Raw genomic sequence first — 14,533 nt, forward strand, 5'->3', positions numbered from 1 at the left:
AAATTGAAATACCAGTGAAGATGCTGGTTACCTGCGCCAGGACGGAAAGACCCCATGGAGCTTTACTCCAGCTTGATACTGGGATTCGGTACTGCATGTACAGGATAGGTGGGAGACTGAGAATTAAGGACGCCAGTCCTTAAGGAGTCACTGTTGGGATACCACCCTTGCAGTATTGGATTTCTAACCAACAGCCATGATCTGGTTGGGGGACAATGTCAGGTGGGGAGTTTGACTGGGGCGGTCGCCTCCGAAAGGGTATCGGAGGCGCTCAAAGGTCTTCTCAGAATGGACGGAAACCATTCGCAGAGTGCAAAGGCAGAAGAAGGCTTGACTGTGACACCGACGGGTGGAGCAGGTACGAAAGTAGGACTTAGTGATCCGGTGGTATAACGTGGGATTGCCATCGCTCAACGGATAAAAGCTACCCTGGGGATAACAGGCTTATCACTCCCAAGAGTTCACATCGACGGAGTGGTTTGGCACCTCGATGTCGGCTCATCGCATCCTGGAGCTGTAGCAGGTTCCAAGGGTTGGGCTGTTCGCCCATTAAAGCGGTACGCGAGCTGGGTTCAGAACGTCGTGAGACAGTTCGGTCCCTATCCGGCGCAGGCGGAGGAAATTTGATAGGAGCTGTCCTTAGTACGAGAGGACCGGGATGGACGGACCACTGGTGGATCTGTTGTATTACCAAATGCATAGCAGAGTAGCCAAGTCTGGAAGGGATAAACGCTGAAGGCATCTAAGCGTGAAGCCCCCCTAAAGATAAGATTTCCCATAGAGTAATCTAGTAAGACCCCTTGAAGACGACGAGGTAGATAGGGCAGAGGTGGAAGTGCGGCAACGTATGGAGCTGACTGTTACTAATCGGTCGAGGCTTTAACCAAGGAAAGGTAAGGAAGAAAGTTTGATGGAACGTTCTGTATGTAGTTTTGAAGGTATACCCACAGGGCATCCCGTATTACATGTCCTACGGACGATATGCTTTGCATTACAAGGTATATTTCAAAAGAAAAAGGAAAGAATAAAAAGAATGATCCTCGATAGCTCAGTTGGTAGAGCGCACGGCTGTTAACCGTGTTGTCGCTGGTTCGAGCCCAGCTCGGGGAGTTTAGTAAGACCGTGAAGCGGTCAAAGAAACAAGGCTCCATGGTCAAGTGGTTAAGACACCGCCCTTTCACGGCGGTAACACGGGTTCAAATCCCGTTGGAGTCATTTTTTCGTATCATAAATTAGATACGTTCACATATACTATATAATATATGGCGCCATAGCCAAGTGGTAAGGCATGGGACTGCAACTCCCTGATCACCAGTTCAAATCTGGTTGGCGCCTTTTTACTTTCATAGCGCGGGGTGGAGCAGTCTGGTAGCTCGTCGGGCTCATAACCCGAAGGTCGTTGGTTCAAATCCGGCCCCCGCAACTCTAAAATAGTCTGGATATCGAAAGATATCCGGCTTTTTTATTTCATAGAGAAGTTCGCGAACTTTCCTATGAAATAAAATCGCTCCGCGGGCTGTACACAGATGCGTGATGAAGCGTGCTTTCCAATTTTGTATTTTATTTAGAGGAGGGTTTATGAATCATAAGAACAAGATGGAGACCAGACAGATGTTTCCGCTGATCGTATCCATGGCGGTACCTCCGCTCATATCGATGTTTATGCAGTATACATACAATTTTGTAGACTGTATGTTTGTCTCATGGATTGGGGAGAAGGAATTGACTGCCGTGTCTCTGGCCTTTCCAATTACAACCCTGATGATTGCAATGTCCATATGGATCGGTGTGGGTGTTAATGTACTGATTGCAGATAATCTTGGTCAGAAGAATCAGGACAGGGCAGACAGTGTTGTAACAAATGGCATATTGCTCTCAGCTGCTATGGGAATTATCGTTACCGGCGCTGTGCTAGTGATAACAAAACCCTTTTTTTCATCATTTACAGACGATCCGGAAATATATAATTTAGCCGTTCGCTACATGAGGATTTGTGCTTTTTTGGAAGTTTCCAGTATGGTACATATATGTATACAAAAGATTCTTCAGGGAACAGGAAATATGATCGCGCCTATGTGGTTTCAGATTGCGGGAGTTGTATTAAACTTTATACTTGATCCCATTCTTATATTTGGTTATTTTGGTTTTCCTAAAATGGGAATTGAAGGGGCTGCTGTGTCAACTGTATGCGGATATACGCTATCCATGATTTTAGCCTTTATGGTACTTATTTTGCGAAAGCAAAAGGTCAGGCTGAAAATAAAGGGATTTCATGTTGACTTCCAGATAATAAAAGAAATTTTTGTGATCGGATTCCCATCCTTTATCATGAATGCCCTGGGAGCATTTATGATTTACTTTACAAATATATTTCTTGTTGTATATTCCACGACTGCAGTGGCATTTTTCGGGGCATATTTTAAACTGCAGCAAGTTGTCATTATGACGTTAAACGGTCTTGTACAAGGGTGTATACCGATTATGAGTTATAATTATGGTGCAAAAAATATGCCAAGGCTTCGTCAGGCATTTAAATATGGAACCATAATAGGAATTGTCCTTACAGGTATCAGTATTGTTCTGTTTTGGACATTTCCGGAACAGATATTAAAGATTTTTAATGCATCCGATGAAATGATGACATTTGGAGTGCCTGCATTAAAAATTATGTGTACAAGTTATGTATTTGCCGCGGCGGGCACAATGACTGCATCGTTTATGCAGTCGACCAGGAGAGTTGGATTCAGCCTTATCATCAATATATTAAGGCAGCTGATACTTCTGCTGCCATTGATGTGGATTCTTTCACAGGTTATTGGTATGGAAGGAATCTGGTGGTCTTTTTTAGCTGCAGAAACGATAACTGTATTCATAAGCATTTACCTATATAGAAGATATCCGGTAAAATTCTCGGATAACCCTGTATAGAGCAGGAAAAAATATGAATTACAGGATGTTTTGTTCTTGCAGAATTCTATTTAAGCAAGTATAATCAAAAAAAGAAAAAAAACAGACAGGAGAAAAAATATGAGTATACGTATAGGTATTTTAGGTTATGGAAATCTCGGGCGCGGTGTGGAATGTGCCATCCGTCAGAATCCGGATATGGAACTTGCAGCAGTTTTCACAAGAAGAAATCCAGAAGATGTAACAATCCTCACAAAGTCGGCTGCTGTGTGCAGTGTAGCCAATGCGGCAGACTGGAAGGATAAAATTGATGTCATGATCCTGTGCGGCGGCAGTGCCACAGATCTTCCGGTACAGACGCCGGAATATGCCTCTATATTCAATGTTGTGGACAGTTTTGATACACATGCGAAAATTCCGGAGCATTTTGCTAATGTTGATAAAGCCGCAAAAGAAGGCGGAAACGTAGGGATTATTTCCGTGGGATGGGACCCGGGAATGTTTTCTTTAAACAGAATGTATGCGAATGCCATCCTTCCGGAAGGAAAAGATTATACATTTTGGGGCAGAGGAGTAAGCCAGGGACATTCAGACGCAATCCGCCGGATCGATGGAGTAAAAGACGGAAAGCAGTATACCATTCCCGTAGAAACAGCACTTGAAGCAGTGAGAAACGGAGAGGACCCAGAACTCACAACCCGTGAGAAACATACAAGAGAGTGTTTTGTCGTGCTGGAAGAAGGAGCAGACGCATCTAAAATAGAGGCAGAGATCAAAAATATGCCGAATTATTTTGCAGACTACGATACAACTGTTCATTTTATCAGTGAAGAAGAATTAAAAAGAGACCACAGCAGTATTCCTCACGGAGGATTCGTTCTGCGAAGCGGAAAGACCGGATGGGAAAACGAAAATAAGCATCTGATTGAATATAGTTTGAAGCTGGACTCCAATCCTGAATTTACATCCAGTGTCATTGTGTCTTATGCGAGGGCCGCTTACAGACTTGCCAAAGAGGGACAGACGGGATGCAAAACTGTTTTTGATATTGCACCTGCATACCTGAGTGAGAAAACAGGAGAAGAACTGCGCAAAGAATTATTATAATGAGATAAATAAAAAACTCCGGAGCAAAATATGCGCTCCGGAGTTTTTGTTAGATTTTTTAGAAATCAAGCATAGTCTTTCCTTCACCACAGCAGTTTTCAAAGTCGCGGATGAAGTCTTTTACGGCACCTTCAGCAACCTGATTGAATGCGAGGGTTTTTAAAGTATCCGGATTGACTGTGACAGATCCGATACCGAACTTGCCCATTTCAAGAACCTGCTGAGAGTTTTTGAAAGAAGCACCGAGAACTTCCGCATCATATCCTGCAGCCTTGACCATCGTATGAATATCTTTTGAAATCTGCACACCATTGTATCCTAAGTTGTCCAGGCGGTTTACATAAGGAGCGAGGAACTTAGCTCCAGCTTTGGCCGCCATGAATGCAGGTATTACACCGTAAATAGCGGTTGCGGTTACATTGATTCCCTCTTTGCTCAGGATAGAAATCGCTTTTAATCCATTTGCGGTTACGGGTACTTTAATGTACATGTTGCCGCCGATGGCATCAACCATATGTTTTGCTTCTTTTACCATGTCGTCGGTCTCTGTTGAAAGTACCTGTGCATGAAGCATCGCTTCTTCCGGAATCAAAGCACGGATTTTCTTTAATTGATCCATAGGATCAGGATTTCCTGTCTTGCCTAAAATCGTAGGATTGGTGGTGACTCCGTCATAAGGATATTTTGCATAGAGTTCCCCGATTTTTGTTAAGTCTGCGTCGTCAATTAAAATTAACATAATATATCTCCTTTTTGTAATTTATAGCTGGTTTAAATGGCTGGATTAAACGGTCAGGTCGCCGATGATGTCCAGGATTTCTTCTTTGGTCTGTGCTTCTTTTAATTTTTTGATATTTTCCTCTTCACAGATTACTTCAGAGAGCTTCATAAGGATGTCCAGGTGGGTTCCGTCTTTTCCTGCGACACCCATAACGATGTATACGGTGTCATCGCCGTATTTCACCCCCTCCGGTACCTGAATAAAGGATATACCGGATTCTTTTATGTACTTTTCGGAACCGTCGATACCATGAGGGATAGCTACGTTATTGCCGATGTAAGTAGAGATGACTTCTTCTCTTTTGTGCATACATTCTACATATTTTGGATCTACATAGCCCTGTTCCACCAGAACTTTACCCGCCACGTCAATAGCGTCTTCCTTATTCCGGAGGCGTTTGTTTAAAACAATGTTGTCTGCGTTGAAAATCTTATTCATGATGTTCTCCTTTTTTATTGAGGTGTTTGATGCGTTTTCTGGTTTCTTCCTTGTCCCTGTCGTTGAGCAGCGGGGATACACAGATGTACTTATCGTCGGCTAAATCCAGCGGTACTGTGGAAATAATCAGATCGTAGCGGGAAAGGTCTTCATCGGAGAGCTTATGGAGAGAGATGATCTTCTCCACGCCGATCTCTGCAAATTCCCGCTCCAGACGGCTTCTTAACATCTTGGATGAACCCATGCCTGAGGCACAGACGACCAGGACTTCAATGGACTGTTTAGTCAGATACTCCATCGATGCAATAAAGTAGATGACGATATATCCTATTTCATCATCCGGCACCGGTACGGAGGTGTGATTAAAAACTTCTATAAAACTCTGCTTCACAATATCATAAAGCTTTGGATGGGACTGATAAATATCGTCATTGAGCGGATTGGATACGTTCATCCCGCTTCTGATCCGTTCCAGAGCCATATTGATGTGAAGCATAAGATTCTCGGCAAGGTTCTCATCTTCGCTGTATGGGAAACCAAACCGTTCCTCTACTCTGGCAATCAGCTGGGTGACCAGATCCAGCTGTTTTAAAATGCTGGAATCATTTGCGACATGGTAGTGAGTGCGTCCTGTATACAGGTTGATCATCCAGTTGAAGTAGTTAAGCTCTGTATCATAGAGCTTAATATGAAACTTATGTTCCAGCAGGTGTTTGATACTTTTGTAAAGCTCCTGCTCAGGATTTGGTATATCCACCGAGAGCTTTAACTCGTCCCCTTTCTCATCTGCAAGAGAATGCCTTTTGATAAAAATACACAGGAGGAATAAAAACTCCTGAAATTCTTTATCGGATACATTAAGTCTCTTTTTTGAAATCAGCGGGTCCAGAAAATCATAGATGACAGATAATGTGTCTTCATAATCCCATTGAATCAGCAGATTGATAAAGGCACAGCTTTTATATTTTTTGTTTTTCATCCAGTCAAAGAAATTATCCAGAGGAATATTTCTCAGAAGTATACTGATTAACAGGTGACGTTTGGATATTTCTTTCCCTTTTAGTATAACACCTTCACTGCGTTTTGTAATCAAGGTGATATCATCATTTTCAAGGAAATTCTGCAGCTGGTGCAGACTATTTCTGATCGTCTGTGTAGATGTATTCAGATCGATGGCCAGTGACTGAGTCTTTACATAATCATTCTCGTGGAGAAGGATGAGGAGTATCAGATCATTTCGTTCTTTTGCGGTATAAGTCTGTTCTACTTTGGATTCCTCAAAGAGGGACTCCAGACGTTTCATATTATACAGGGAGCCATAGATCTGCATTCCCCTGCCGGACTGTGATTCCAGCTTTAAATCACAGGATTCCATGATGTTGTTGATTTCGGGCATTTCACGGTAAACAGTGCGTTCTGTGACGCCCAGTTCCTTTGCAATCTCTGAAACCCTCACATAACCGGTTGCATCCAGCAGATATTCGATAATTTCTTTTGCGCGGTCAGAAATAACCATATCTTCACCTATCTTCCTCTCTGATAAAATGGATTATTGAATTTAAATAACGGGCCCTCTGATTTCATTATATTGTCTGTCAATCATCTTTAAAATAGATGCAAAATCTTTGGGTGAATTTTTCAACTTTTCATAAAATGCCATGATATAGCTGCCGCAGGGTTCATCGGATGAAATTTGGCATGTTTCATTTAAAAGCTCGTGAGCGGAAGCATCCGTTATATTATATAGGGCAGCTGCTATGGAAAAAGACAGATAAACAGGGAGAATACCTTCCTGTTCACAGCCGCGCAGTGCCCCAACCAGGCGATCCTTCGGCTTTAATTTTCGGATCGGTTCCCTTCCCACACGTTCCACGGTATCATGGAGATCAGGGTTTTGGAACCGGAACAGCAGATCATCTATGTGAGCTTTCAGCTCTGAAAATTCTACATGATATTTTTTTGAGATCATCATGGCACTTTCTATCATAGCACCTTCCACCAGCTTTCGTATATAGATATCACCAATACTTTCGTCAATATATGTATATCCCTTTATTCCTCCCAGAAATGCGGTAACAGCATGGGCCATGTTATGGATGTACAGCTTTCGTTCCAGATAAAAAGAAAAAGGGCTGAAAGGGACTATTTTTTCATAGTCAGGAATTGGCCCTTTAAAAGCAGCCCGGTCAACCGGAAGATAATCATACTCTTCCACACAGATCCGGAGAGGATCACCTTTTTTCATGGCTTCTGTCATTACAGGCACCATACGGCCGATGGAAGTTTCTACAAGTCCAAGGCTTTCATCCAAAGTTTTTTTATGTCTGTCAGGCAGTGTGTCTTTGATTCTTTCATATAAAAATTCATTGGCATCCATTAGATTTTCACAGATCAAAAGATCCAGAGTGTTGTCAGGATCTTTGTCCCAGCGTCTGGTGAGACCCTCACAGATAACCGGAATGATCTTTTCGAGTACAGTGACACCCACGGAAGTAGCCAGAAGGTTCGCAGATGCGATTTCGTCACTGACAGTGGAAGTATCTTTTCCGTCAACGGCCCGTATGTTTTCTATCCAGACAGTTTTTCCGTTTTCACCTACAATTTCCTGGGGATAAGTTTTATCTCTGTTAATGGTATTTACAACGTCATCATTTACATCCACAAATACGACTTCATAGCCGGTCTGTGAGAGTAGGGCACCGATAAAGCCCCGTCCGATATTGCCTGCCCCATACATAACTGCTTTCATTTGAATTCCCTCCCAAAATACCGGAACAGGGCATTTCCCCGGAAGGAAACGCCCGCTCCATTTGCTATGCTTATTATTTGGATTGTACCAAGAGTACTCAGCTTAACGGTTCTTTAAACGTTCTACGAGTTCGTCATATTCCGGAGCCTGAAGATAGTTTGTAATCGATAAATGCTGCTTGTTAGGCTGAGCTGCTTTTGCAGTACCTGTCAGCTCTTTGTGAGTGATGACCAAGTCTGTGTCATCCGGAATCTTGGAGATCGCGGTGTTGATGACTTCAACCGGGAGGTCAGCCGCTTTTACTTTTTTCTTTAATGCAGCAGCAGACATTGCACTGGATCCCATACCCGCATCACAGGCAACGACAATCTTCTTTACATTTGTAAGATCTAAGCCTGCAACACCGAGAGAAGCATCATTTGTCACGGCATCAGATGTACTGGAAGCACTGGAGCCCATAGCTTCTTTTGGAATGACAGAAGGACCTAAAGAAGCTTCTCCCTTTCCTTTTGCCACCATTCGTTTTACAAAGAAGGCGTTGATCACAAAAGACACGGCACAGGAGATTGCCACACCTGCAATGACACCGATCATAGAACTCTTGGGCGACAGTGCCAGGACTGAGAAAATACTGCCCGGAGAAGGTGTTGCAACGGTTCCCACATTCAGAAGCGTAAATGTACCGGTACCTGCGATACCACCCGCGATCATACCGATGATTGTGAGAGGATTGGCTAATACATATGGGAAATAAACTTCATGGATACCGCCAAAGAAATGAATAAGAATCATTCCGGGAGCGGCTTCTTTCATCTCGCCTTTTCCGAAGAACCAGTAAGCAAGCAGGAGTCCGAGACCGGTACCTGGGTTAGGAACTAATAAAAACAATGCTGAATGTCCTAAAGTTTTAACCTGCTCGTAACCGATTGGTCCAAAAATACCGTGGTCTAAAGCGTTATTTAAGAATAGTACTTTTGCAGGTTCTACAAAAATTGCAGAAAGGGGAAGTACATTGTGGGATACAATCCAGTTTACTCCGTTTGTGAGTACCTGGGTCACGGTATCCATGACAGGACCGAAGACAAGGTAAGCTACACAGCAGAGAATACCGCCGATGATACCTAAAGAAAAATTGTTGACGATCATTTCAAATCCGCCGGGGATCTTTCCGTCTACCGCTGCATCGAACTTCTTAATGCACCATCCGGATGCAGGACCTAAGATCATGGCTGCGAGGAACATAGGAGTTCCCGGTACTGCGACGATGGCACCGACCGTTACTAAGGCACCAATGACGCCTCCGCGGTCTCCTCCGACCATTTTACCTCCGGTGTGACCGATCAGGATAGGAAGCAGTGAATTAAGAATCGGGCTGATCAGGTTTGCAAGCTTTGCATTTGGTGTCCAGCCTGTTTCAAGGAAGAATGCGGTGATCAAACCGAATCCGATGAACGCGCCGATATTTGGGATAACCATTCCGGCCAGAAATGCTCCGAACTTCTGAAGCTTCTGGGAGAATGTTGTTTTTTCATGTTCCATACTATAACTCTCCTTCTTTTAAATAATTCTCATTGATGATCCTGATAAATTCTTCTTTTGATGCGGCAGATAATAGTTTTTCACATTCCTCCGGTTTGCAGAGGATATCAGTAATCTGCATCAGTTCCTGTATAGTGTCTTCTTCCTTACATGCAATTCCTATCACATAGGTTACAGTTTCACCGTTGTAATCTATGGTGTCAGGAAAGTGTGCAATGCAGATTCCGGATTTTAATACCTGATTCAGAGAATTTTCATTCCCATGAGGTATGGCAACGCCGAACCCTAAATATGTATTGTGTTCAAGCTCTCGTTCGATCATGCTGTCTTCATATCCGGGATTCACATATCCGTTGGATACAAGAAGTCTGCCTGCAATGCAGATTGCATCTTTCTTTGCTGTACTTGGAAGTCCCCATGCTATGTTGTTTAAGAATTCATCATCAAGAAGTTTGCCGGCCATGCTCACCTCTCCTTTGTTGGGCAGCAGCCAGTTCCCGGGCGGCTGCTGTTTGCTGTAAACGTTTATCTGTATTTATCATAGCTTATGATTTGTATGGATGTAAATACAGACTAATGCTATCTTTTTCATCGGAGGTTGTGACATAATTTTGTTTCAAAACAAAAAAAGGGATGGTTTTCAAACAAGTAAAAACGCATCCCTAATAATTTGTGTGAAGTTAAAACGTGAAATTATAGCTATAATAAAGGATTACCATTGTCAGAAATTTCTTTCATAGCATCTAAAACTTCAGAGATTTCACATGCTTCTATCTGTGCTTTACCAATATCTTCTCCTAAATCTAAAAGAAGTGTATTGTCTACAAGACGAGTTATACTATTAACAAAACAGCAATTCATCTTTCTTGTCTTCTTTTATTAAGTAATAGTAGTGGCAATCGTAAAAATTATTCCTTATTTTTTTGCCTTTCCGGTGGAATTTCGGACAATCAGTTCCGGTTCATATTCCAGCCTCATAATATAATGGTGTTTTGAAATCCCGTCTTTCTGCGCATTCTTTTTATAAATAATATCCACGGCTTCTTTGCCCTTGAATGCAGCCGCATGTTCAATGGTCGTAAGGGAGATCTGGGGCATGCCCGAAAGAGGTATATTATCAAAACCACAGACCGAATAGTCTCCCGGTATTTTATAGCCGTGATCTGTGATGGCAGACATGATCCCGAACGCGGTCATATCGTTGTTTCCAACAAAAGCAGTGGATTTCGTGTGATTTTCCAGGGCCTTTGAGACAAGGTTATAGCCATTTAAGTATTCGGAATTATCCGGTGTATATCTGGAATAAGTAGAAAATTTGGATGAAAGAACCTCTATATTATTTAAATCAAAATTGTATGCCTTAAAACTGTTTTTTAACCCTTCCAGCCTGTGAAGCCTTCCGATTTCTTTTTGTTTGATCGGTGCTGAGACAAAAGAAACATGGGTGTGCCCGAGTGAGATCAGATATTCACCAAGTATGAAACCGGGTTTTTTGCTGTCCAATTCAACCGAATCAAAACGGGAGCCTTCAGGTTTGTCACCGATGGAAACCATAGGCACTGACTTGGACAGTGCATTGATCTCTGATATCTTAGAAGACGGAGGGTACAGAAAAATGATACCGCTTAAATCAAAGTTTGAAAGCATTTTTATGTAATACTCCTCCTGAGACACATCCCGGATCGTGGATACGGAAAATACGGTATAGCCATATTCTCTGGCCCGCTCTGTGATGGAATGGATCAGCATGGAGTAATAGCCATTAGACAGAATAGGGCAGATGACGATGATCGTTTTGGAAAGTGCGGATGCTTTTTTTAACGTATTTTTCTCTGGTTTCTTATAGCCCAGTTCTTTTGCTGCGGCTTTTACTTTATCTATCGTCTCTTTTGAAAAGGAGACATGGGGCTTGCTGCTTAAGATCATAGAAACACTGGACTGGGAGAGCCCTGTGTACTCAGCAATATCCCTCGTTGTGACTTTATTTCTCTTTCCCATAACACCCCTCCTGTCAAGTGGAAATATCTTCGATTTATTTTGATTAATAAAAATTACTAATTGAAACTTTTTATTGATTATTAATATTATACTAATGATTAATAACAAACACAAGGAAAACAGGGGAAAGTGTCTGATCTGAAAAAAATAAAAGAGGAAAAGGCCTGTTAATCAATGATCTATGATTAATCAAAAGTGGGCGAAAGCCGCATAAAACGGCGGTTTGGCACGTTTGACAGGGCCAGATTATTATGATTAGATAAGGGCAGTAAGACAAACAGGGACTCAGTCGAAGGAGGATAAGAACAGTGTATGATGTAGCGATTATAGGTGCGGGGATTACAGGATGTTCCATCGCATATGAATTAGGAAAGTACAATGTAAATGCAGTGGTCATTGAAAAAGAAAATGATGTGGCTGTCGGCACAACGAAAGCAAACAGTGCCATCATCCATGGAGGATATGACCCGATACCGGGATCTCTGATGGCAAAATACAATATCAGAGGAAATCAGTACATAAAAGAGCTGTGCGAAAAGCTGGATGTTCCATTTAAACAGATCGGAGCCCTGATTGTTGCTTTTGAAGAAAAAGAAGAAAAAACCTTAGAAGAGTTAAAACAGCGTGGAGAGAAAAACGGTGTTCCGGATATGGAGATCTGGGATCAGGAAACCTTAAGAAAAGAAGAACCAAATATTTCTGAGAAAGCTGTCAAAGCTTTATTTTCCCCAAATGTAGGAATCATCAGCCCGTGGGAGCTGGCAATCGCTCTCGGAGAGATGGCTGCCTTAAACGGTGTTGAATTTAAGCTGAACACCGAGGTTACAGATATTAAAAAGAACAATGATTCTTATGAAATAAAAACCAACAACGGAACCGTTGAGGCAAAATATATCTGCAATGCGGCAGGAGTCAACGCAGACAAAGTAAACGAATATACGAATAAAAAATCCTTTACGATCAAGCCTAATAAAGGTGAGTATTACTTATTGGATAAAAGCCAGGGAGAACTTGTAAACCATGTAATCTTCCAGTGCCCGAACAAAGACGGAAAAGGTGTCCTCGTATCACCTACCGTACACGGAAACCTGATTGTGGGGCCGAATTCACAGCCTACGGACGGAGACGATGTTTCAACTTCGACAGACGGATTAAGCTTTGTAAGAAATACTGCCTTAAAATCCGTGCCTGGAATTAACTTCAGAGAATCCATCAGGAATTTCGCGGGAGTCCGTGCAAGAACAAAAGAGGATGACTTCTTCATATTTGAAGATGAAGAAAACAAAGGCTTTTTTAATATTTCAGGAATGGCCTCTCCGGGACTTTCTTCTGCACCGGCAATCGCAGTTGACCTGTTAAAGATGATGGAAGAGTCAGGACTTTGTCTGAAAGCAAAGGAAGAAATCAAGGACGAGAGAAAAGTAAATCGTTTTAAGAAGCTGAGTGATGAAGAGAGAGCCGCGCTGATTAAAGAAAATCCATTGTACGGAAAAATTATCTGCCGCTGTGAAACAGTGACGGAAGGAGAGATTGTGGACGCGATCCACCGCCCGATCCCTGCCACATCCATTGATGCAGTCAAGAGAAGATGCAACGCAGGTATGGGAAGATGCCAGGGTGGTTTCTGCGGACCGAGAGTTCAGGAGATCATCTCAAGAGAATTAAACATTCCGCTGGAAGATGTTCCTCAGGACCGTGTGGGAATGAACATTATCACAGGAGAAACAAAAACAGGAGGTGCCGAATAATGAAGTATGATGTGATCGTAGTCGGAGGAGGACCGGCAGGCCTTGCGGCAGCAGTGGAAGCGAGTAAAAATGGTGCCGATAAAATCTTAGTGGTAGAACGTGACCAGGAACTGGGCGGAATTTTAAATCAGTGTATTCACAACGGATTCGGACTTCATTACTTCAAAGAAGAACTGACCGGACCAGAGTATGCAAATAAATTCATCGAAATGTTAGCCGAGACAAATATAGAAGTGATGCTGGATACTATGGTCTTGGATGTGGATGAAGAGAAAAAATGCGTTCATGCAATGAATAAGAAAAACGGCTATATGGTCCTGGAAGGAAAGGCACTCATCTTAAACATGGGCTGCCGGGAGAGGACCAGGGGAGCCATTGCAATTCCTGGAGACCGTCCGGCGGGAGTCTTCACTGCGGGTGCAGCTCAAAGATATGTTAACATTGAGGGCTACATGGTAGGGAAAAAAGTCCTTATTTTAGGGTCCGGAGATATCGGTCTGATCATGGCAAGGCGTATGAGCTTAGAGGGTGCAAAGGTTGTGGGCTGCGTAGAACTCTGTCCATATTCCAACGGACTTACAAGAAACATCGTGCAGTGTCTGGAAGATTACGATATTCCTCTGTATTTATCCCACACGATTACGGATATCAAAGGGGATAAGAGAGTGGAGCAGGTTACCGTACAGAAGGTGGATGAGAAAAACCAGCCGATCCCTGGAACCGAAATCATATTTGATGTAGACACCGTACTTTTATCCGTGGGACTGATTCCTGAAAATGAACTGACAAGAGCAGCAGGAATCACTATGGACCCGAGAACAAACGGACCGGTCGTATTTGAAAACATGGAGACATCCGCTGAAGGTATTTTTGCAAGCGGCAACGTTGTGCATGTTCATGACCTGGTAGACTTTGTTACAGCCGAGAGTCAGAAGGCGGGAAGAAGTGCCGCAGAATATGTGAAAAACGGCGAGACCGAAGACCAGACATATATTGAACTGAAAAACGGAGACTGTGTAGGATATACAGTTCCTCAGAAGATTCGTCCTGCAAATGTTGATAAAATGGTAGAAGTCATGTTCCGGGTGAGAAACGTATACAAAGATGTGGCAATTAAGGTCACTTCAGCAGGTGAGGAACTGGCTTCCTTTAAAAGGGAACATATGGCTCCGGGTGAGATGGAAAAAATCGTGATACCAAAAGCGTTTTTAGATAAGGTGAAGAACGGTGAGATCACTGTGTCTGTAGAAAAGGTAGGTGCTTAAC

12 protein-coding genes, 4 tRNA genes and 1 rRNA gene (1 of these 17 running past the window's edge) are annotated in these 14,533 nt (G+C 42.8%); 9 read left to right on the plus strand and 8 right to left on the minus strand.

Annotated elements, in window-relative coordinates:
• The 7 genes from ANCC_RS00090 to ANCC_RS00120 form a co-directional block, all read left to right on the plus strand.
• A 23S ribosomal RNA gene (locus ANCC_RS00090) occupies positions 1–887 on the plus strand; it begins 2,009 nt to the left of the window's first position.
• A gap of 150 nt (positions 888–1,037) precedes the next feature.
• A tRNA-Asn gene (locus ANCC_RS00095) sits at positions 1,038–1,110 on the plus strand.
• Between the two features lie 33 nt (positions 1,111–1,143).
• Positions 1,144–1,215: transfer RNA gene (locus ANCC_RS00100), tRNA-Glu, on the plus strand.
• Positions 1,216–1,264: 49 nt separating this feature from the next.
• Positions 1,265–1,335, plus strand: a tRNA-Cys gene (locus ANCC_RS00105).
• Positions 1,336–1,349: 14 nt separating this feature from the next.
• Positions 1,350–1,423 (plus strand) — tRNA-Met (locus ANCC_RS00110).
• 155 nt (positions 1,424–1,578) lie between these two features.
• On the plus strand, positions 1,579–2,928 hold the full coding sequence (locus ANCC_RS00115; RefSeq protein ID WP_009291219.1) for an MATE family efflux transporter: 1,350 nt from the start codon (positions 1,579–1,581) through the stop codon (positions 2,926–2,928).
• Between the two features lie 99 nt (positions 2,929–3,027).
• Positions 3,028–4,014 carry a diaminopimelate dehydrogenase gene (locus tag ANCC_RS00120; protein WP_006565470.1) on the plus strand — a complete coding sequence of 329 codons (987 nt, stop codon included), beginning with the start codon at positions 3,028–3,030 and terminating at the stop codon, positions 4,012–4,014.
• A 58-nt stretch (positions 4,015–4,072) separates the two neighbouring features.
• On the opposite strand, the gene ANCC_RS00125 is transcribed toward ANCC_RS00120, so the two are convergent.
• The 8 genes from ANCC_RS00125 to ANCC_RS00160 form a co-directional block, all read right to left on the minus strand.
• Positions 4,073–4,753, minus strand: coding sequence for a transaldolase family protein (locus ANCC_RS00125; RefSeq protein ID WP_006565471.1), 681 nt, complete (start codon positions 4,751–4,753; stop codon positions 4,073–4,075).
• 45 nt (positions 4,754–4,798) lie between these two features.
• Entirely contained in the window at positions 4,799–5,233 is a 435-nt protein-coding gene (locus ANCC_RS00130) for a PTS mannitol transporter subunit IIA (protein ID WP_006565472.1), read from the minus strand.
• Positions 5,226–6,749: a BglG family transcription antiterminator gene (locus tag ANCC_RS00135; RefSeq protein ID WP_006565473.1), complete on the minus strand. Its 1,524-nt coding sequence runs from the start codon at positions 6,747–6,749 to the stop codon at positions 5,226–5,228. Before ANCC_RS00135 ends, ANCC_RS00130 begins: the two co-directional genes overlap by 8 nt.
• Positions 6,750–6,791: 42 nt before the next feature.
• The gene (locus ANCC_RS00140; protein ID WP_006565474.1) at positions 6,792–7,982 is read right to left on the minus strand and encodes a mannitol dehydrogenase family protein; all 1,191 of its coding nucleotides are present in this window, start codon (positions 7,980–7,982) and stop codon (positions 6,792–6,794) included.
• A 102-nt stretch (positions 7,983–8,084) separates the two neighbouring features.
• Entirely contained in the window at positions 8,085–9,521 is a 1,437-nt protein-coding gene (locus tag ANCC_RS00145; RefSeq protein ID WP_006565475.1) for a PTS mannitol transporter subunit IIBC, read from the minus strand.
• A gap of 1 nt (position 9,522) precedes the next feature.
• Positions 9,523–9,984: a PTS mannitol transporter subunit IIA gene (locus ANCC_RS00150; RefSeq protein ID WP_006565476.1), complete on the minus strand. Its 462-nt coding sequence runs from the start codon at positions 9,982–9,984 to the stop codon at positions 9,523–9,525.
• 236 nt (positions 9,985–10,220) lie between these two features.
• Positions 10,221–10,382 (minus strand): hypothetical protein, encoded by a 162-nt coding sequence (locus ANCC_RS00155; RefSeq protein ID WP_006565477.1) that lies wholly within the window; start codon positions 10,380–10,382, stop codon positions 10,221–10,223.
• Between the two features lie 54 nt (positions 10,383–10,436).
• Entirely contained in the window at positions 10,437–11,519 is a 1,083-nt protein-coding gene (locus tag ANCC_RS00160; RefSeq protein WP_009291227.1) for a LacI family DNA-binding transcriptional regulator, read from the minus strand.
• Positions 11,520–11,827: 308 nt separating this feature from the next.
• On the opposite strand from ANCC_RS00160, the gene ANCC_RS00165 reads away from it, so the two are divergent.
• Entirely contained in the window at positions 11,828–13,267 is a 1,440-nt protein-coding gene (locus ANCC_RS00165) for an NAD(P)/FAD-dependent oxidoreductase (protein ID WP_006565479.1), read from the plus strand.
• The gene (locus tag ANCC_RS00170; RefSeq protein ID WP_006565480.1) at positions 13,267–14,532 is read left to right on the plus strand and encodes an NAD(P)/FAD-dependent oxidoreductase; all 1,266 of its coding nucleotides are present in this window, start codon (positions 13,267–13,269) and stop codon (positions 14,530–14,532) included. The genes ANCC_RS00165 and ANCC_RS00170 overlap by 1 nt, the downstream gene beginning before the upstream one ends.
• Position 14,533 lies beyond the last annotated feature (1 nt).

The sequence above is a fragment of the Anaerostipes caccae L1-92 genome (assembly GCF_014467075.1).
In the GTDB taxonomy this organism is placed as follows: domain Bacteria; phylum Bacillota; class Clostridia; order Lachnospirales; family Lachnospiraceae; genus Anaerostipes; species Anaerostipes caccae.

Coding starts and splice junctions, on each gene's coding strand:
- ANCC_RS00115 (WP_009291219.1), top strand. CDS start 1,579: ATGAATCATAAGAACAAGATGGAGACCAGACAGATGTTTCCGCTGATC.
- ANCC_RS00120 (WP_006565470.1), top strand. CDS start 3,028: ATGAGTATACGTATAGGTATTTTAGGTTATGGAAATCTCGGGCGCGGT.
- ANCC_RS00125 (WP_006565471.1), bottom strand. CDS start 4,753: ATGTTAATTTTAATTGACGACGCAGACTTAACAAAAATCGGGGAACTC.
- ANCC_RS00130 (WP_006565472.1), bottom strand. CDS start 5,233: ATGAATAAGATTTTCAACGCAGACAACATTGTTTTAAACAAACGCCTC.
- ANCC_RS00135 (WP_006565473.1), bottom strand. CDS start 6,749: ATGGTTATTTCTGACCGCGCAAAAGAAATTATCGAATATCTGCTGGAT.
- ANCC_RS00140 (WP_006565474.1), bottom strand. CDS start 7,982: ATGAAAGCAGTTATGTATGGGGCAGGCAATATCGGACGGGGCTTTATC.
- ANCC_RS00145 (WP_006565475.1), bottom strand. CDS start 9,521: ATGGAACATGAAAAAACAACATTCTCCCAGAAGCTTCAGAAGTTCGGA.
- ANCC_RS00150 (WP_006565476.1), bottom strand. CDS start 9,984: ATGGCCGGCAAACTTCTTGATGATGAATTCTTAAACAACATAGCATGG.
- ANCC_RS00155 (WP_006565477.1), bottom strand. CDS start 10,382: ATGAATTGCTGTTTTGTTAATAGTATAACTCGTCTTGTAGACAATACA.
- ANCC_RS00160 (WP_009291227.1), bottom strand. CDS start 11,519: ATGGGAAAGAGAAATAAAGTCACAACGAGGGATATTGCTGAGTACACA.
- ANCC_RS00170 (WP_006565480.1), top strand. CDS start 13,267: ATGAAGTATGATGTGATCGTAGTCGGAGGAGGACCGGCAGGCCTTGCG.